The 18,376-nt window shown below is 42.5% G+C and carries 17 protein-coding genes; 6 read left to right on the top strand and 11 right to left on the bottom strand.

The genetic code is table 11. The features are described from left to right. Nucleotides 1-75 precede the first annotated feature (75 nt). The 3 genes from QYZ87_04165 (at nt 76) to QYZ87_04155 (ending at nt 2,643) form a co-directional block, all read left to right on the top strand. Complete coding sequence (locus QYZ87_04165) at nt 76-735, top strand: hypothetical protein (GenBank protein MDN4753727.1); 660 nt, start codon at nt 76-78, stop codon at nt 733-735. 235 nt (nt 736-970) lie between these two features. After that, nucleotides 971-1,594 (top strand): DUF4254 domain-containing protein, encoded by a 624-nt coding sequence (locus QYZ87_04160; protein MDN4753726.1) that lies wholly within the window; start codon nt 971-973, stop codon nt 1,592-1,594. After that, a complete protein-coding gene (locus tag QYZ87_04155; GenBank protein ID MDN4753725.1) occupies nt 1,591-2,643 on the top strand; it encodes a glycosyltransferase family 9 protein in 1,053 nt (350 codons plus the stop codon). The genes QYZ87_04160 and QYZ87_04155 overlap by 4 nt, the downstream gene beginning before the upstream one ends. Here QYZ87_04155 and QYZ87_04150 read toward each other — a convergent pair. The 11 genes from QYZ87_04150 to topA all read right to left on the bottom strand — a co-directional run bounded on the left by QYZ87_04150 (nt 2,630) and on the right by topA (nt 13,727). Then, nucleotides 2,630-3,268, bottom strand: a complete 639-nt coding sequence (locus QYZ87_04150; GenBank protein MDN4753724.1) for an ATP-binding cassette domain-containing protein — start codon at nt 3,266-3,268, stop codon at nt 2,630-2,632. The genes QYZ87_04155 and QYZ87_04150 overlap by 14 nt on opposite strands. Further along, nucleotides 3,265-4,116 carry a zinc ABC transporter substrate-binding protein gene (locus tag QYZ87_04145; GenBank protein MDN4753723.1) on the bottom strand — a complete coding sequence of 284 codons (852 nt, stop codon included), beginning with the start codon at nt 4,114-4,116 and terminating at the stop codon, nt 3,265-3,267. The genes QYZ87_04150 and QYZ87_04145 overlap by 4 nt, the downstream gene beginning before the upstream one ends. 1 nt (nt 4,117) lies before the next feature. Further along, nucleotides 4,118-4,714, bottom strand: coding sequence for a histidine phosphatase family protein (locus tag QYZ87_04140; protein ID MDN4753722.1), 597 nt, complete (start codon nt 4,712-4,714; stop codon nt 4,118-4,120). A gap of 24 nt (nt 4,715-4,738) precedes the next feature. Further along, nucleotides 4,739-5,089, bottom strand: a complete 351-nt coding sequence (locus QYZ87_04135) for a S4 domain-containing protein (GenBank protein ID MDN4753721.1) — start codon at nt 5,087-5,089, stop codon at nt 4,739-4,741. Between the two features lie 51 nt (nt 5,090-5,140). Continuing rightward, nucleotides 5,141-6,055 carry a tRNA dimethylallyltransferase gene (locus QYZ87_04130; GenBank protein ID MDN4753720.1) on the bottom strand — a complete coding sequence of 305 codons (915 nt, stop codon included), beginning with the start codon at nt 6,053-6,055 and terminating at the stop codon, nt 5,141-5,143. A gap of 14 nt (nt 6,056-6,069) precedes the next feature. After that, nucleotides 6,070-6,975: a nucleotidyltransferase gene (locus QYZ87_04125; GenBank protein ID MDN4753719.1), complete on the bottom strand. Its 906-nt coding sequence runs from the start codon at nt 6,973-6,975 to the stop codon at nt 6,070-6,072. Nucleotides 6,976-7,003: 28 nt separating this feature from the next. Further along, nucleotides 7,004-7,837 (bottom strand): 3-deoxy-8-phosphooctulonate synthase, encoded by an 834-nt coding sequence (kdsA, locus tag QYZ87_04120; GenBank protein MDN4753718.1) that lies wholly within the window; start codon nt 7,835-7,837, stop codon nt 7,004-7,006. Between the two features lie 514 nt (nt 7,838-8,351). Beyond that, the gene (locus QYZ87_04115) at nt 8,352-9,728 is read right to left on the bottom strand and encodes a mechanosensitive ion channel (GenBank protein MDN4753717.1); all 1,377 of its coding nucleotides are present in this window, start codon (nt 9,726-9,728) and stop codon (nt 8,352-8,354) included. Continuing rightward, on the bottom strand, nt 9,725-10,543 hold the full coding sequence (locus QYZ87_04110; GenBank protein MDN4753716.1) for a hypothetical protein: 819 nt from the start codon (nt 10,541-10,543) through the stop codon (nt 9,725-9,727). Before QYZ87_04110 ends, QYZ87_04115 begins: the two co-directional genes overlap by 4 nt. Nucleotides 10,544-10,641: 98 nt before the next feature. After that, the gene (tsaB, locus tag QYZ87_04105; GenBank protein MDN4753715.1) at nt 10,642-11,388 is read right to left on the bottom strand and encodes a tRNA (adenosine(37)-N6)-threonylcarbamoyltransferase complex dimerization subunit type 1 TsaB; all 747 of its coding nucleotides are present in this window, start codon (nt 11,386-11,388) and stop codon (nt 10,642-10,644) included. A 5-nt stretch (nt 11,389-11,393) separates the two neighbouring features. Continuing rightward, nucleotides 11,394-13,727 (bottom strand): type I DNA topoisomerase, encoded by a 2,334-nt coding sequence (gene topA / locus QYZ87_04100; protein ID MDN4753714.1) that lies wholly within the window; start codon nt 13,725-13,727, stop codon nt 11,394-11,396. Between the two features lie 810 nt (nt 13,728-14,537). Between topA and QYZ87_04095 the strand changes: the two genes are divergently transcribed. The 3 genes from QYZ87_04095 (at nt 14,538) to QYZ87_04085 (ending at nt 18,236) form a co-directional block, all read left to right on the top strand. Next, the gene (locus QYZ87_04095) at nt 14,538-15,125 is read left to right on the top strand and encodes a DUF3575 domain-containing protein (protein ID MDN4753713.1); all 588 of its coding nucleotides are present in this window, start codon (nt 14,538-14,540) and stop codon (nt 15,123-15,125) included. Between the two features lie 7 nt (nt 15,126-15,132). Further along, entirely contained in the window at nt 15,133-16,638 is a 1,506-nt protein-coding gene (locus QYZ87_04090) for a DUF3868 domain-containing protein (protein MDN4753712.1), read from the top strand. A gap of 92 nt (nt 16,639-16,730) precedes the next feature. Further along, a complete protein-coding gene (locus QYZ87_04085) occupies nt 16,731-18,236 on the top strand; it encodes an Mfa1 family fimbria major subunit (protein ID MDN4753711.1) in 1,506 nt (501 codons plus the stop codon). Nucleotides 18,237-18,376: the final 140 nt, after the last annotated feature.

Genomic DNA, 18,376 nt, shown 5'->3' with positions numbered 1-18,376 from the left:
CATGGTCATAGTGATGTGATTCTTTTGACAAAAAAGAGTATCTTTATCATACAAAACCTTTAAACAACGGGTATCATGAAAAAAGTTATAATTAAATACACATGGCTCCCCCTACTGCTCATCTTATGTAGCACGAGCGTAGAGGGATTGGCACAGAGCATTGACGTGGATATTTTCGGCAACTTGATTTACGAATCTATTGGCCGTGAATACACGGCTAAACTGGAGAAAAACATCTTTGACGACCTTATTTTTTCGGATAACAAGGGAAATGAGATCATCTTAAAAAAGAAGTATATCAAGAAGAAGTATGGTAACATCTTTGATAACCAAGAGTCTAAGATCAGCCTCTTCCGAAGAATGATTAAATTCCACCGAGGTGAAAGCGACTACAGAGCGACCTACGACATAGACATCTTCGACACCATGATTATAGAGGACAATAGGGGGCGAAAGGTGGAAATGGGTAGAGATATTTTCGGGAATGAGACCTATGATGAGGTGTTTAATGGAAAGAACTACTCCATGAGGCGTAACCTTAATGGAGATCTCGTATATATCGTAGGAGATGAGGAGGCTACTCTCCGAAAGGACATCTTTGATCATTGGATTTATGAGGATAGTCTGGGTAATGAATTCCAATTTAGCAAAAGGACTTGGGCAAGGCTGATCGATCGATTTGGCTCTGAAGAGAACATCTTCGACTATCTCGTGTACGAATTTCTACTGATGTAAGGATGCTGGCCTACAACTAAGTACAGCTCTACAACTCACAATGATAGCTAGAGGGGGGCTGTCGCAGATTTCCGTAAGAGTCTCTGATCATCGAGGAGTGCCTCAGAATAGCCGTTAAAATGAGGCTAAATAGTTGTTATATTGCATACAAAGATCCTTTTCTGGAGATAAGCAAGAATATTATCTTTATCTTTACATCCTAAAGTTGTGATAAACCGTCAAGAGAAGAAAGGATATGCAAGTGGAATTAAAAGACTTTTGTGCGAAGGCCATTAAGATCTTCAATGAAGCTATCGAAGATTACCACATCGAGAATAACATAGATGCGGAACCTAATAATAACTACGAGTTTAAGACCATAGAGTATTACCTATATCAGAAGTGCTGGATAGATACTATTCAGTGGCACATGGAGGATTTCATGCGTGACCCTGATATAGATCCTGAGGAGGCACTCCTGATGAAAAGAAAGATCGACAGAAGTAATCAGGACCGAACTGATCTGGTAGAACTTATCGACAGTTACTTCTTACAGCATTTCGCAGGAGTAACGCCGCAACCTAATGCAACCATCAACACCGAAAGTCCAGCGTGGGCTATCGATAGACTGAGCATCCTACAGCTTAAGATTTACCATATGCACGTAGAGGTAGATCGTAAGGATACTAGTGATGAGCAAGTCAGTAGCGTCAAGGCAAAAATGGCCGTCCTTGAGGAACAAAATAGGGATCTTGCTAAAGCTATCGATACTCTATTAGAGGATATCGCTATGGGTAGGAAGTACATGAAGGTCTATAAACAGATGAAGATGTATAATGACCCTAACCTTAATCCTATCCTTTACGGTAAGGAGAGGTGAAAGAGGACGCTCAAAAAAAGACCTATATCATCATACGTTTATCGGCATTGGGGGATGTGTCGATGACCCTACCATACATCTACAATATAGCCAAGGGTCACCCGCATGACTTATTCGTATTTGTGACCCAGCCATTTATGTCGGGGCTATTTCTTGAAGCTCCTAAGAATGTAGTTATTGAGAGACTGGATAAGGGCAAGGTAAGAAATATAATGCAATTGATGAGCTTTGCTCGTCAGTTGCATTTTGCATATCGTAAGGCGGTCGTGATTGACCTCCACGACGTAATACGGACTAAGAGCATACGCTCTGTGATGAAGCTTTATGGGCATAAGACCTACAGACTCAGAAAGCCAAGGATGGCGAGAAAAAAGCTGACCTCTCGCTCAAATGGCACCGTGGTACCGCCTCAGCTTTATCTACCAAAGATGACTGATCTCTACGAGCATCTAATAAGGAAGGCGGGGCTTACCTTTTGCGACCCCATCCAAACCATCATCCCAAGACAGAAAACACTAGACCGTATCACAATTGGGGTAGCACCACATGCTCAGCATAGAGGCAAAAGGATTAGCAAAGAGCAGACCATAGAGTTAATAGATGCCCTGCTCAAGACTTTTCCTAAAGGGCAGATCATCCTCTATGGTGCTCCAGGGAGTGAGACGGAGCAAAACAGAGAGATTATTCAGAGATGTGGCAGTTCTGTGGTAAGACTGACAGAGGGTAGGAGTCTAAAAGAAGAAATCGAAGAGATAGCACGACTACACTGCATGGTCAGCATGGATAGTGCTAATCAACATATAGCCGCCATGGTGGGTACACCTGTAATATCGATATGGGGTGCAACTCATCCTGCAGGAGGGTTCCTCCCATTTGGGATTGACGAAGGTCAATGCTATGGTATAGAGTTAGATTGTCGCCCCTGCTCCATATTCGGGAATAAGCCATGTCACAGGGGGGATTGGGCTTGTCTAGAGCAGATGAACATGGAGGATGTGGCTAAAAAAGTATCCATCCTCATTGGAGGAGATAAGATTATAGCTGAATGATCTTCGTTGTTAGGGTCGAGATCCTCTCTCTATTATGAGAAACAATCACCAGGGCAGACTCTTTCTGAAGCTCTGGTATCAAACAGTAAAGCTGCTCCGAAAAGGCTTCGTCCACATAGGTCGTCGGTTCGTCCATAATCAGGAGCTGAGGATGCGAGACGAGAGCACGTGCTAGGATCACCCGCTGTCTTTCTCCTCCCGAAAGTGCACCTATAGGTCGATCATACAAATGAGCAATTCCCAGACGCTCTAGTGTATTGACGGCTTCTAGGCGATCCTTTTTATTGGGTTTGAGATGTCTCTTATTCAGCGTACCACTAACCACGACATCTAATACAGATATAGGGAACTGATGGTCTAGCTTTGCCTGCTGAGGCACATAACCAATATCTAGATGCTCTAGAGGATCGCCTTCTCGGGTATAATACTGGACAGTACCAGACCTCGGCACTAATAGCCCCAGCAATGCCTTGACCAGGGTAGTCTTACCGCCTCCATTTGGACCTATAATACCAACTACATCATCAGGATAAATCTCCAAAGAGAAGTCCTTGATGATGTCAGGCTCCTGGCTATATCCTACCCGAAGATCCTTAGCTATAAGTATGGGATGAGGGGTATTCACTCAAAGGAACAAATCAATTGCTTCATCTCCTCTTTCCAATTCTCAGCAAGGGGATGAATAGTCCTTAATGGTAGCTCTAAAGCTGTTCCGATACTCTCAGCATTCTTAGTGTCAAACTCCTCCTGTATCAGGACCACCTTTGTATCCAAACGTTTTGCCTCATCCATCAGTCTGACTAAGTGTCGTGCTGTGGGTTCTAACCCATTCTCCTCAATGACCAATTGATGAAGGTTCCACTCATCGGCAAAAAGAGACAATGAAGGATGATAAATCACGAAGGCCACTTCATCCTTATCTTCAAAGGTTGCCTTAGCCAACTTTTCGATATCATTAATCTCTCCCTCTAGATGCTTATAGTTTTCCCTAAAGAGCTCCTCCTCATCTGGAAAGAGTCGGATAAGCTCCTTCAGCATCACCTCTGCCATAGCTCTAGCCCCAGTAACAGAGGTCCAGTAGTGTGGGTCGCCATGTATATGCACGTGGGCATGCTTTCCATCGTGTGAGAAAATCAAATCCTGAGGTAATAACTTCGCCTGGTCGATAACTTCAACATCCTCTGGAAGGGCCTTGACCCACTCGGTTTCAAATGGAAGGGTACCGATGGCAAAATAAGCTCTAGAATCCTCTAGCTTAGCAATCTCAGCTGGAGAGGGATCATAAACCTCGGGGTTGGTCCCAGAGGGTACTAGGACATGCACTTCAGCAAAATCACCTACAATCATCTGAAGGAAGTGCTTCTGTGGGGCTAAACTCACGGAAAGACTTACGGACGAAGTCTCCTCCTTCGCTTTACCACAGGAACTAAACAATATCACACACCATAAAAGGCAGAATACTTTTTTCATCATCTCATCTTTGATTATTATTCTCTATCCTCCAATGCTTTTCATCAATATACGGAAACTTCAAAGAGGTTATAGAGCCATAAGCTGGAACACTCACGAAGAGCTCCCCTATCTCTATAAAGCCTTGAAAGTAGCGCATGCTATTAATAACACCGCCATGACAAAAGACCGCAACTCTACGGTACCTCTCCAACTGAACACACTGGAGGAACTCCTTCAGTCTCTTAAAGAAATCCTCAACCGTCTCCCCTCTAGGTGGTATAATCTGACCTAGATGATCCAGATACAGTGAATTATTAGACTGGCCCGCAATCAGCTCGTCTATCTCTGTCCATGACTTAAGTTCCCAATCGCCAAAATTACGCTCCATCACCCTAGCATCCCTCACCGCTACTTCATCATAGCCGCAATGGATACAGAGTTTCTCAGCCCTACTGAGTGGGCTAGTAAAAATAGCATCATAATGATGGCGATGTAATGCCTCATATACGGCATCTGCTTCCTCAGTAAAAGAGTCACTCACTGGGACATCAAACTGACCGTAACAAAGGTTAGGTGTTACCTGTAACGAGGTGTGTCTAATAAAGTCTATCTGAAACATTAAAAAAATCTCCCTGCTATTATTTTAGAAATCCAGGTCATCAAACTTACTTGGTCTCTTCTTACGATAATCCTTTTTTCCCTTACGTTTCTCCTTGCTCTTCGGATTATCCATATAGTTAAGGTCTTCCTTAGAGTGCTTGCCAAATTGTTCATTAACCTTTTTGCCAGCATTCTCCTTGGTCACCTTACGGAATATCCCTTTGAGGGGAATAAGCACCTCATCTAAGGTCACTTTATCCTCGATGGTAGCTTTGTCTCCAATTGTTGCTACCTGCCCATTAACTTTTACGCGACCTTCACGTAAATGCTCCTCCGCCTCTTTGCGTGTACATTCAAAGTACTCACTAATAATACGACTTACGCGTACTTCCATGTTGTTATATAAAACTCAATTGAATGTTTGATAATAATATATCTGTCACTCTCACTTAATCATATCTATAATCATCTCCGCTGTAGCCTTTGGCGTTTCTAGCGGTTTGATGTATTTCAAGTCAAATCCCCTCCGCTCCATTCCTCTCCACCAAGTCATCTGTCGCTTCGCAAACTGATGAATCGCAATCTCTAAGCGTTGCTCCATCTCACTTCTGGAAAGCTTACCTATGACATACTCTGTCACATACCTATACTCCAACCCGTAGTAAATCAATTGCTCGGGCTCCAAATGCTCTAATAATCTTTCGACCTCCTCAATCATCCCCTCCTCTAATCTCCGCTTTAGCCTAGAGGTTATCCTCGCTCTACGCACCTCTCTATCGATATCAATACAGAAGATAGGTCCCTTAAGTGGAGCTCTCTCTTCATACTGCTCTCCGTGATGCTCAAAGTAATCAGCCACCTCTATCGCACGGATGAGTCGCCTCGGATTACTCCTGTCAGTGTCTTCATCGCGATTTTCATAGCATCCCAATCGCTCCTGTAACTCAGCTAAGGAGAGTAGATTTAACTCATCTCTCAGACGTGTATTCTGAGGCACATCAGGCATCTGATAGCCTTTAAGAGCAGCCTCTACATAAAGCCCCGTACCACCACATAATATCTTAGGCTGATCTTTTGGTAGAGCAGTATAGGCTTCATGAAAATCCTCTAGATAACGATGAAGATTGTACTTTTCACCAGCCTCACATATATCTATCATACGGTATGGTATCTCTTGCCCATCAACGACGAAGTCTTCGAGATCCTTACCAGTACCAATATCCATCCCACGATAGACCTGCCGTGAGTCTGCTCCAAACAGCACGCCGCCTAACATCTTTGTTAGATAAGCCGCTATGGGAGTCTTTCCACTAGCGGTAGGCCCTACAAGGGTGATGATGTCAATATCTTGAGATAACACTAGTACGTCAATCGTTATGCTAGGAGATTCTTAGGATAAACCCCATCATCTACCAACTTCTGAAGCTTAGCCACCACATCATCACGGTCGTCGGCATAAGTCACACCAAACCACTTTGATGGAGTATCTAAGACCTTACAGCGTGACACGCCTCTTTGTATCAAATCATTGACCACGGTAGGAATATAATATTCGCCCTTCTCTGTATGAAGGTTCTTCTCCAAAAATGTGATAAAGGCTTTCACTGAATGGTCAAAATAATCAGGTGTAAAGCCCCACATATTCATTGAGACAGGGGTGTTCTCCTCAAGGCTCTCTTTCTCACCATTTTCATTAGTGAAAACAATCTGGTCTCCTACACGAGCAATATCTGTACGCTCGGTGACCCCAGTCAGATAACTATCATTGTCAGTAGCACACACACCACGAGAAACCGTCCCACTTTCACTTAGGGTGTTCCCAACGCGGTATCCAACCATACAATATTGATCATGACTGCCCTCCATAGACTCTAATTCACGAGCTAGGACTTCGAAGCTTTCTCTCCCATAGAAATCATCCGCATTAATCACAGCAAAAGGCTCTTTGATCACATGACGCCCCATCAGAACCGCATGATTGGTACCCCATGGCTTAGTTCTACCTTCGGGACATGTAAATCCTTCGGGCAAGTCATCAACAGCCTGAAATACAATCTCCACAGGTACCATCTTCTCATACTTACTCGCTACCTTAGTACGAAAATCTTCTTCAAAATCCTTTCGAATCACAAAGACGACCTTTCCAAAACCTGCCTTTACCGCGTCATAAACAGAGTAATCCATAATCGTCTCCCCACTTGGTCCTACTCCATCTAATTGTTTTAGGCCTCCATAACGAGACCCCATACCCGCTGCAAGTACAAATAATGTTGGCTTCATAATAATATCTATAATTTTTGATTTTTGATTATTCTTTTAGAGCTTGTTTTATTCTAAGTGCTTTTGTTAATAAGCCTTCCATCCTGCTTAATGGAAGCATATTAGCCCCATCTGAGAGGGCTTTCTCTGGCTCTGGGTGCGTCTCAACGAACAGACCATCGGCACCCACCGCCACCGCTGCGTTAGCTATAGTATCAATCATCTCAGGCATCCCGCCAGTCACACCGACCTGTCTATTGGGCTGCTGTAAACTGTGGGTCACATCCATCACTACGGGAAAGCCCAAACTCTTCATCTTGGGAATAGAGCGAAAATCCACAATTAAATCACCATACCCAAATGTAGTCCCTCTCTCTGTGAGTATCACCTGTTCATTACCTGTATGAACTATCTTCTCCGCAGCAAAACGCATCGCCTCAGGGGATAGGAACTGTCCTTTCTTAATATTAACAACCTTACCTGTCCTAGCCGCTGCTACTAAGAGATCGGTCTGACGACACAAGAATGCTGGTATCTGTAGGATATCTGCATATTCAGCCGCCATTGTAGCTTCTGAGGGCTCATGAATGTCGGTAACGATGGGTACTCCAAATTGCTGACGTACCTCGCCCAAAATCTCTAATGCTTCGTGATCCCCTATCCCCATGAAGGAGTCCAATCGACTTCTATTAGCCTTACGATAACTACCCTTATACACCAGAGGAATACCCAGTTTATCGCAGATACGAACAAGTTCTTCCGCGACCTTAAGGGTAAGTTCGCGGCTCTCCACTACACAAGTGCCTGCCATCAGGAAGAAAGCATCTCCTGACATCAAGCCACGTATGACCTCTTTATCTTTTAAACTCTCAATGCTGCACATACATCTGCAGTATAGCAATTATGAGTGTAAAGATACCTATTTCTAACAATAACATCACATCATTTTAAAAGTTAACACCTTACACGGTCTCCCTCACAGTTATCTACGTATCCGAGGGCTTATTATCTAGTCCCAAAAGGGGATCTTCCACAAAGGCAATTGATTTCGATCCGAACTCAGCATTCGAGCCTTATCACACACGTCATTACGCCCCCTACATATTCAGCCCTAGAGCCATTTTATTATATCCATATTACAAGCAGTCAGCAGATATAATCACTTAGCGATGAGAATGAGGCTTCATACAACAATCAACGCCAAGACTCTAAAACGGTCACATAAAGGGTTAGAAAAAAAGAGCGTGCATCAGCTAGTGATACACGCTCCACAATCTTATTTCGTTAGAATAGTATGAAGTGCCAGCAAATAAGCTCTTTTTCCTTTTCAAACCACCATCTGGCAGTCAGAAAGCTCATCAAGACAGCTTCACACTACTCACTTAATATACCATAAGTTATTGCTCATCGCCCTCTTCCTGACTTTCATTAAGTTCACGAGGACTTTCTTCTGGCAGCACTGGAATAGGCAAAATGCTATTGCCATTGATATCCTGGAAGATCTTCAGATCAAAGACTCCTATCACCGCCATTAGGTGATCGAATATATCACTCTGGATTCTTTCATAATCTACCCACACGGTAGTGTTGGTAAAGAAATAAAGCTCGAGTGGCAAACCTGTACCTGTTGGCTGTAATTGACGAACCATACAAGTGAAATTACGATCATTAACTTCTGGATGATTTTTAAGATACTCGACAATGTACCTACGGAAAATACCAATATTGGTAAGGCCTCTCCTTGAGAAGGAATCGGCACGACCCTTCTCTACGTTATCCTTATTGATCTCATCCACAGCCTTCACTATATAGTCTCTTAACTCTGGTGCATTCTTAACGCGCTCTAATAGCTCGTTATCAGCGTACCTTATAGACTTCATATCGATATACAAGGCTCGCTTCACACGCCTACCACCAGCTTCTTGCATTGGTCGCCAGTTCTGAACAGAAGTAGAAACCAAAGTATATGGAGGAACGGTATAAACTGTCATATCAAAGCTCCTCACCTTCACAGTTGCAAGAGAAATATCTATCACATCTCCATCTACACCCTGACTGGGTACCGTAATCCAATCTCCTACTCTCACCATATCATTATTAGAGAGCTGGATACTAGCGACAAAGCCCAATATACTATCCTTGAACACCAACATCAAGACTGCAGAGAGAGCTGTCAAGCTCGTAGCAATCGTAGTCATGTTCAATGAGAAAATAATTGAGATAATAACTAGTGTCGCAATGAAGTAGGTGATCCCCTTAAAGACTTGGAATAAATTCACAAATGGGCTGTGGCGATACTTCACGCTACTCAACATACTACTGCGAAGCCCACTGAAGATATTGGCAATAAGCTGTGTGACCACAATGACGATCCACACGTTACATACAACCGTTATAATCACTCTCCAAAATGAGTTTGGTCGAGGCCATACGATTGGTAATAATGAGATCAATAGAGAGATGGCAATCACCCTAACAATCTTTGAAGAAATATTCTTCGCCGCTTTACCTGAATTTTCAAGTGCAGGTATCTTACGTAATAACTTTGGTAATAAACGAACAAAAATAAACCTAAATATAAAATCTAAAATGGCTACCGAGAGTAGCACTACAACAAATAGGATAAGAGTGTACAGAAAGGTACCCTCTTCAATACCAAAGTTTAAGTTCTCTATTAAATTAGAAATTCCATCACGAATCTCTTTCAATGGATATTTCATATCATCCAGCAACTTATCTACTGGAATCGGACGTTCCTCTATCGCTATATTCATATCTTTTTATAAGTAATGTCAAATTCTTTACTACTATTTGTGGCCTTCTCCTCACTCACCGTAGTCGTTTCCATCAATATCTGGATTGGCCTATCATAATGATCTAAAAGATATGATAGGAAGGTTTGTTCATGGAACTGAGGGCCATTTTTAACAATCGTACGGACATAATTACGACTCCTAGTACCCATCAGGTAGGTCAAAGGCATCTCGCAGCTTAAGCCCTTAATAAGCAAGTTTATATCTGGGAAAAGATGATTTTCGATATTCTTGTAGTAGGTCATCTTAAGTCTTTCATTCTCACCTCTAGAAATACTAACGATGTTGCCTTCCTCCCACTTAAAGAAGGTCTGATCTTCGCCAGTACATATCATAGATAATTCTGATCCATTCATAAAGAGGTCATCTCGACGTTCCTTTCCACCCAATAGGCGATGAATGACGGAAGTAATCATGCCAAACTCATTACGAGTATAAATAGAGAACGCCTTAAGATCGCCAGAGTCGTCGTTACTTTCAGCTACGAGTATCTTATCATCATAGTGCTCAAACTCTAAGAACTTCTGATCTATCAGCTGTCCAAGACTACCGAACTTCAGAACACGAGCATAGACACATCGCTCCTCGTCATCCCATGAAAAAGCGTACTGCTCGGACAAGACTCCATCTACTGTCACATTGATTTTATCGATTAACGGTGAGTAATTACCTAACACCTCACTCCGACGACGTTGCTTAGTCTTATACCAATAAGCTCCTACAGCGATAGCACTCCCAATATAAAACGTATTCTTTAAGCATTTTCTAAAACCCATACCTCATTTTTCTCTAAGAATTAATATACCCTTCTCTACAAATCTAATGAAATTGAAGGTAATATCAAAAGATAAATAAAATACAGGACGCCACGAAATCACTCTTTTCGAAGTCGTTTTAACACTTTATTAGGCACACCTACTTTTGCCTGGTACTCCTTGAGATAGAAAGGCTCCCAGTAAGTAACATCTTGACTGCTACCGCCTTCGACTAACACCCAAGCTCTCTTCATCATCGCTGAAGCATCTGGAACAATACCTGGCTGAAACTTCGCCTTAGGGAGCAAGTCGTGAAAGAGCTCCACAGCTTTCTCCGCTCCGGAGCCAAAGAAGTAAGCCTCCCCCTCATCACCGATAGCCTCTTTGATAGATTGCTGTACCTCTGGGTCAGTCAAGATCAAAGCTTTCACATCAGTCAGCGACATCGCCTCAGCGTCATATAGCCCAGCATACACCTCCATTCGTCGTGCATCAATCATCGGCATCAAGAGAGTTCTCCTATCAACGTCATCACACTGACTCAAAAAAGTATGAGCCAGCAGTTCGGTAGTGGTCATCGTGTATAGGGGAAGTCCTAGAGCCATACATAAACCCTTAGCATAACCTGCTACGATCCTCAGTCCTGTATAACTGCCTGGCCCTTCTGCTACCACCACAGCCACTAGCTGCCCCTCTTCAGGAAGACTAGCCAGAACCTCGTGTGCCATAGGTGCAAGTCGCTCGGACTGCTTACTTTTAGCCGATTCGAACGCACTAGACACAATGCCTAACCGCTCGGAAGCTAACGCCACCGAGCAAACTTCAGTGGAGCCATCTATCAATAAGATATACCTATCTCTTTCCATATCTGTTACTTCTTTTTAGCAGTCCGCTTACGTTTCTTTGGTCCTCCCTCTGCGTCTATATCTGCAATAATCTTACGCACTTCTGCTTCCGAAAGCTTCTCTGCATCTGTTCCTTTAGGAATCTTATAGTTCTGCTTCTTGTACTTAATATATGGCCCCCATCGTCCATTGAGTACTTCTACGAGGTCTTCCTTTGAGCCAAAGCTATTGATATGCTTTTTTCGCTCCTGCTCTTTCTTAGCATCGATAAGTGGAGCAGCTTCCTCTAACGTTATTTCGTAAGGGGAAAGCTCCTTAGGAATACTCGCGAAGAGACTACCAAAACGGACATATGGACCAAAACGACCAATATTTGCCTGCACCTCATCACCCTGATAGGTTCCTAAATCTCGTGGAAGAATAAAGAGTTTAAGAGCCTCCTCGAGAGTAATGGTTTCAATAGATAGGGTCGTAGGTATGGATGCAAACCTTGGCTTCTTACCGCCTTCATCATCAGCATCACCGATCTGAATCATCGGGCCAAAGCGACCAATCTTGGCATACACAGGTTCACCACTCTTAGGTTCTTCGCCTAATAGTCGTACACCTACCTTCATCTCGCTCTTCTCCGCAAGGACCTGTTCCACATTCTCATGAAAGAATGAATAAAAGGTCGTGATACTATCGGTCCACTCTTTTTTGCCCTCTGCTATGTCGTCAAACTCTTTCTCTACTTCAGCAGTGAAATTGTAATCCAAGACTTTAGGAAATTGATCCACTAGAAAGTCAGTCACAACAATCCCAGTATCGGTAGGGAAAAGCTTATTCTTATCGGCACCATATACCTCCTTTTTATGACGAGCTGTTACCTTATCATTCTTAAGCTTCAACTCCTGATATTGGCGTTCTTCTCCATCTACGGAACGTTTGTCAACGTACCCACGCTTTTGGATGGTCTGGATGGTCGGAGCATAAGTTGAAGGACGGCCAATACCTAGCTCTTCCAGTCTCTTAACCAAAGAGGCTTCTGTATAACGAGCTGGACGTTGTGCAAATCGTTCACGAGCAATGATTTCATTAGCCGTAATAGCTTCGCCCTCTTTCATGGCAGGAAGCAAGCCACTTTCTTCGCGTTCTTCCTCATCATCATTCCCTTCTAAGTAAACCTTCAGGAACCCATCAAACTTTACTACTTCTCCCTTAGCCTCGAACTTAGTCTTATTATCACTAAGCACCTCTACAGTGGTATTCTCCAACTCTGCATCAGCCATCTGACATGCTAAAGTACGTTTACGAATCATGTCATAGAGAGCACGCTCTTGCCTATTAGTCCCAGCTTGCTCTAACTCGAGATTCGTTGGACGAATTGCTTCGTGAGCCTCCTGTGCACCCTTACTTTTAGTATGATAGGTCCTTGCCTGTACATACTCCTTGCCGTACTCCTTTTCAATCAAAGAGCAGGCAGAAGCGACAGCCGTTTTCGATAAGTTCATCGAGTCGGTGCGCATATAGGTAATGTACCCCGCCTCATAAAGGCTCTGTGCGAGACGCATGGTCTGCCCCACCGGGATACCCATCTTTCTAGAGGCTTCTTGCTGTAAGGTGGAGGTGGTAAAAGGTGCAGCAGGGCGTCTCTTACCAGGCTTCACCTCTATATGATCAACATGATATGACGTCCCAACTAGCCCATCCAATATCTTTCTGACCTCTGTTTCTGAAGATGGACGTGAATGAAGTTCTGCGGAAAAAGTCTCTCCAGACGAGGAGACAAACTCCCCCCTCACTCTAAAGTTACTACTAGACACGTGGTTTTGGATCTCTCGCTCTCGCTCCACTATAATCCTAACCGCCACAGACTGAACTCTACCGGCAGAGAGCTGTGGCCGTACTTTACGCCAAAGGACAGGACTGAGCTCGAAGCCTACAATTCTATCAAGAACCCTTCGAGCTTGCTGGGCATCTACCATCTTCAGGTCAATACTCCTCGGATTATCAAGTGCTTTCTGCACCGCGGTAGGGGTTATCTCGTGAAAAACAATCCTGTTATTAGCGGTTTTATCCAATCCTAGCACATCAGCCAAGTGCCATGCGATAGCCTCTCCCTCGCGGTCCTCATCGGATGCGAGCCAGACCTTATCAGCCTTCTTCGCAGCAGCCCTTAACTCATTGACAACTTTCTCTTTATCCTCGGATATCTCATATTGAGGCTCGAAATTATTATCTATATCGACCCCCATGCCCTTCGTCTTCAGATCTCTAATGTGTCCATAGCTAGACAGCACCTTATATTCTTTCCCCAAAAACTTACTTATCGTCTTCGATTTAGCGGGCGACTCCACTATTAGTAGATGATTTGCCATATCATTATTGTATCATAATCGTTTTAATATGCTGCAAAAGTACACATTATTTATTTTATCGCACATAATCAGGCATTAATCAACAATAACCTGAACGGGAAGGCTATATAGAGGACCATTCATAATGATTCTCCAAATGATTCCGTTATTAATAACATTCACTCATTTAATATAACACATTATATATAGGTATATGCTGTTCTGAAAAAATCACAATGCTTTATTAAATTGAACCTAACGACCAAAGTAAGCCTACTTTCAGAAGAAGACAATTCTAAACGACAGTAGAAATTCCTCGTATAGGAAACGATGCCTCTTCTCATAGACTAAATTTATGTTTCCTATAAGAATCTTATTTCATTCTCACAGGCATCTTGGTCGGAATGATTATTATGTCACAATACAATGTTCTTTATAAATAACCTCTATTAACACTAAGAATAAATTCACAAACAAAAAACCACATATTATGAAATCTTTTTTATTTCCAACTAAATAATTCTAACCGTCATGCATCTTAAAAAAAGTACCCTTCACCTAAACGAAAGCCCTTTATTAGTGAGAAGTTAGAAAACACTTTGAAGTATCCCAAGACGCAAAAAAAATGCCGAAAAAGAAAAACATCAAAGACATTTTATATAGTTTTATATTTTTTTACTAGCTTCATCGTCTAAATTGTGTACTTTTGGAGTAGAAATATTCACGGACAGCTTTTGAACGCATCGGTTTTCAATTCTTTTGAAGACCATACATAGAAGAGGGAGGGGTATTTCTGTAAGCTTAGACTAATCCAGTTGAAGTATAAAATATATGAAAAAGAAAATTTACATTTTTAGCCTATTGTTGGGAATGCTGTCATTCATCAGTGTGCAGAACGCAGAGGCACAAAAAGTAGCAGCCAAGACCAACTTAGCCTATTGGGGTGTATTTGGCTCGCCCAATCTTGGGATAGAGTTCGCTATGGGAGACAAATTCACACTAGACCTTAATGGGGGAATGAACATGTGGAAGTTTAGCGACAATAAGAAAGCGAAGCATTGGCTCGTTCAGCCAGAGGTGAGATACTGGTTTTGTGATGTATTCAACGGACACTTTATCGGTCTACATGGACACGGCGGAGAGTTCAATATTGGCAATTGGAACATCCCAGTGGGTCGTCTAAAGACTTTCAAAGATAATCGCTACGAAGGATACTTCTATGGTGCTGGACTTAGCTATGGCTATCAGTGGGTACTAAGCCCACGATGGAACCTAGAGCTAAGCCTAGGTGGTGGCTGGGCTAGAATCCACTATCGCCAATTTGACTGTGCCGAGTGTGGTGCCTTTAAGAATGAGGGAAATTACGATTACTTCGGCATCACTAGGACTACCCTATCACTTGTTTATTTCATTAAGTAACGATATCATGATTAGAAATATAAGATACATCACCAGCATTCTCGCACTCGTAGGTATGCTGAGCATAACTGTAAGTGCTTCTGCACAGAAAAGTTATCTGGAGAAGATCGACTTTGAGCAAACTCAAGGTGTGAGGAAAGGACAACAAGTAACAATTCTTTCTAAAGTAAGGCTGGACAACGTACGTCTAGGACATCAAGACCTCATCATCTTAGTACCAAAGGTTCAATCGAATAGTGGGACTAATGAGCAGCAGCTGCCACCTATATTTATAGCGGGTTCCACTCGTGCAAAGGTTATTGAGAGAGAGTCCATCCTAAACAACGAAAGAGAGTATATGCTTCCAGAACCTGTAAGCATTACTACTCGTCATAATGGTAAGTCTCAGAGTGTACAATACACGACTCAGATCCCTTACAGCTCATGGATGGATGAAGCGACCCTCTTTTTTGAAGAGTGGGTCATCGGCTGTGCAGAGTGTGACAAGGGTAGAAGTTCAAGACTCATAACCAACCAGATTTTGGTGCCACCATATAAGCCCGATTACAAGCTCGTTTATATAGTACCTGCTGTGGAACCAGTGAAGAGACGTGCTGATAAGTATGTCGCAACAGTAGAATTCCACGTAGATAAGGATCAACTGGATCCAACCTATCGAAATAACCAGCAAGTGCTTAGCGAGATTGGCGAAAAAGTTGCTAACGTCCTCAATAATGAAGACCTTACCGTGACAGACCTTGAAATCATTGGCTATGCGTCTCCTGAAGCATCCGTAGCCTATAATAAATCACTTTCTGAACGCAGAGCCAAAGCTATTTCTGACTTCTTGGTTAATCAACATGGGGTAAGTCGAATAAAGATGATTGTATCTGGCTATGGTGAAGACTGGAAGATGACAAGGGAGGAAGTCGCGGCGTCTGATCTTGCTGACAAAGATAAGATTCTACAAATTATCGACTCTACACCTAATCCCGATGACCGAGATGCGAAGCTGAAGCAGCTATCTAATGGAGCGACGTACCAGACCTTGCTTAAGGAGATATATCCTCGCATGCGTCGTACAGAATATGCCCTATCCTACGTAGTTAGAGGCTTTGATGTGGCGGAGGCAAAGCAGATTCTCAAGACAAATCCTAAGCTTCTTAGCTTAAACGAAATGTACTTGGTCGCACAGAGCTATCCTGCTGAGAGCAAGGAATTCAAGGAGGTCTTTGATATCGCTACTAGGCTTTATCCTAATGAGCCAGTAGCCATCATCAATGCCAGTGCAGCAGACATCGAGGGTGGCAACTACCAAGCTGCCATCGACCGACTACAAAAGATTGGCAATAACCCTGACACATGGAATAACCTTGCGGTAGCCTATGCCCTTTCTGGAGACTACAAAACAGCGGAAGAGTACTTTGGCAAAGCCAACAATGCAGGGAACAGTCACGCGACACACAATATAAAAGAGCTACATAAGTTGCTCGACCAAAAGAAGGGGGATGAATCAATCTCAATGAATGATTAAGGGACACTGATTCCCAAACGATTGGGATAATAAAGATAATAACGATAATAATAACAACAATAATTTTTTATTCACTTTTAAAAGTAAACAAAATGAAAAGAATTTTTAATTTGATTCTTGCAAGTTCCGTCGCATTAGGCTTCGCAGCTTGTAACAACGACAAGGCTCCTCAGGCTGACAACTCTACTGAGGGGACAACTTATGCAGGGATGTACATCTCTGGTGAGAAGAGTATCGCACCAAGAGCTATTTCTCAAACCGATGAAGCTGGTAGAGACGCTGAAGGTAAGCTTGAAACCTTATACTTGTTGTCCACTGGTGGTGATAAGTCATGGTCTTATGTAGATTCAGAAGGGACTGATGGCGAGTTCTGGCCAACTATAACAGGTTCTAAGATTTACAAGGTTGCACCTTGGAAAACTACCGCAGGAAATCAAATTATGGCTTTGATCATCAACAAAGGAAGCGTAACATTGCCAGCAATTGCTTTAGCTGACTCCTATACTATGGGAACTGCTGCTTCAGCCAAGGACGATATTAAAAATCTTTCTACAGATGATGCATTTGTAATGACTTCTGTAAGAGCTCAAAAGACTATTGCAGATAAAAAGGATATAAATATTGTGAAGAATGGATCGACTGAAGGTGAGAACGTCTTTAAGTTTGACTTAGAGCGTGTCGTTGTTCAAGGTAAGGTAGCAAAGGGCGATGATTTAAAATCTGATACAAAAGATGGCAAGGGATCTATTAAACTTGATGACCTTACCTATGCTGCTGTAAATGGTGCTGTTCCTACTTATCTTTTTGCTAACAATGCTGGTAAACGTACGATGGGTGCTAACGGCCAATATGAAGACTTTAAATCTGCTATCGATGATTATGCTGAATTCCAAGGCGCTAAAGAAGCAGCAAATGTTATGGATAAGTTGATTCGCTTAGGAAACATAGATGAGAATAGTAATGACAATCTAGGTGGTTACGCTGCAATTAAGGTTGCTGATGATGAAGATGCTGCTAAACTTGCACGTGGTATCTATTTCCTAGAGAACTCTGTTAAGAAAGATGTCTTTAATCCAGAGAATAAGGACTTTGGTTTCTATCGTATGGCTTATGCAAAGGTGTATGCTACCTTTACTCCTAAAGTTTTATACACACTAAATGAGGATGAAACAAAGCTTATTGAAAGGACAGAAGAAATCACAGTAGGTATGACTTTCTACAAGGGTGCTGATGATGGTTTTCTTTATGACACAAAAGCTGCAGCTAAGAAGAATAACACAAAGTACTATACCTATAAAAATGGTAAATGTGCTTACCGTGCTCTTTGGAATCGTCAAATGGATGTTACAGGTAAGTTAGTTGATAATGCAGATGTTCGTCGTAACAATATTTACTTGCTAAAAATTACTGAATTCCAAGGTCTTGGTATGCCATGGGACCCATCTGACCCTAATGATCCAAACCTACCAAAGCCAGATGGTGAAGATGAGGGTGAAAACCCTGAAAACCCAGACATTGAGGAGTCTGAAACTTATATGCGTGTAGAGGCAGAGGTTATTCCTTGGAACTTGGTTACACGTGACGTAAATCTTAAGTAATCAATTTCAAAAGGGCGTTATGACTAATTATGAAATGATAGAAAAAGAGAAGGGAGTGTAATCCTCCCCAAGGGTATAGGAGCTTGAATGTGCTCCTATACCCACAAATCAAACGAATAACACCTTATAAGTATATATAC

The sequence above is a fragment of the Porphyromonadaceae bacterium W3.11 genome (assembly GCA_030434245.1).
Taxonomy (GTDB): Bacteria; Bacteroidota; Bacteroidia; order Bacteroidales; family Porphyromonadaceae; genus Porphyromonas_A.
Note: the sequence above shows the minus strand (reverse complement) of the source record. Positions and strands in the feature narration are given on the sequence as shown.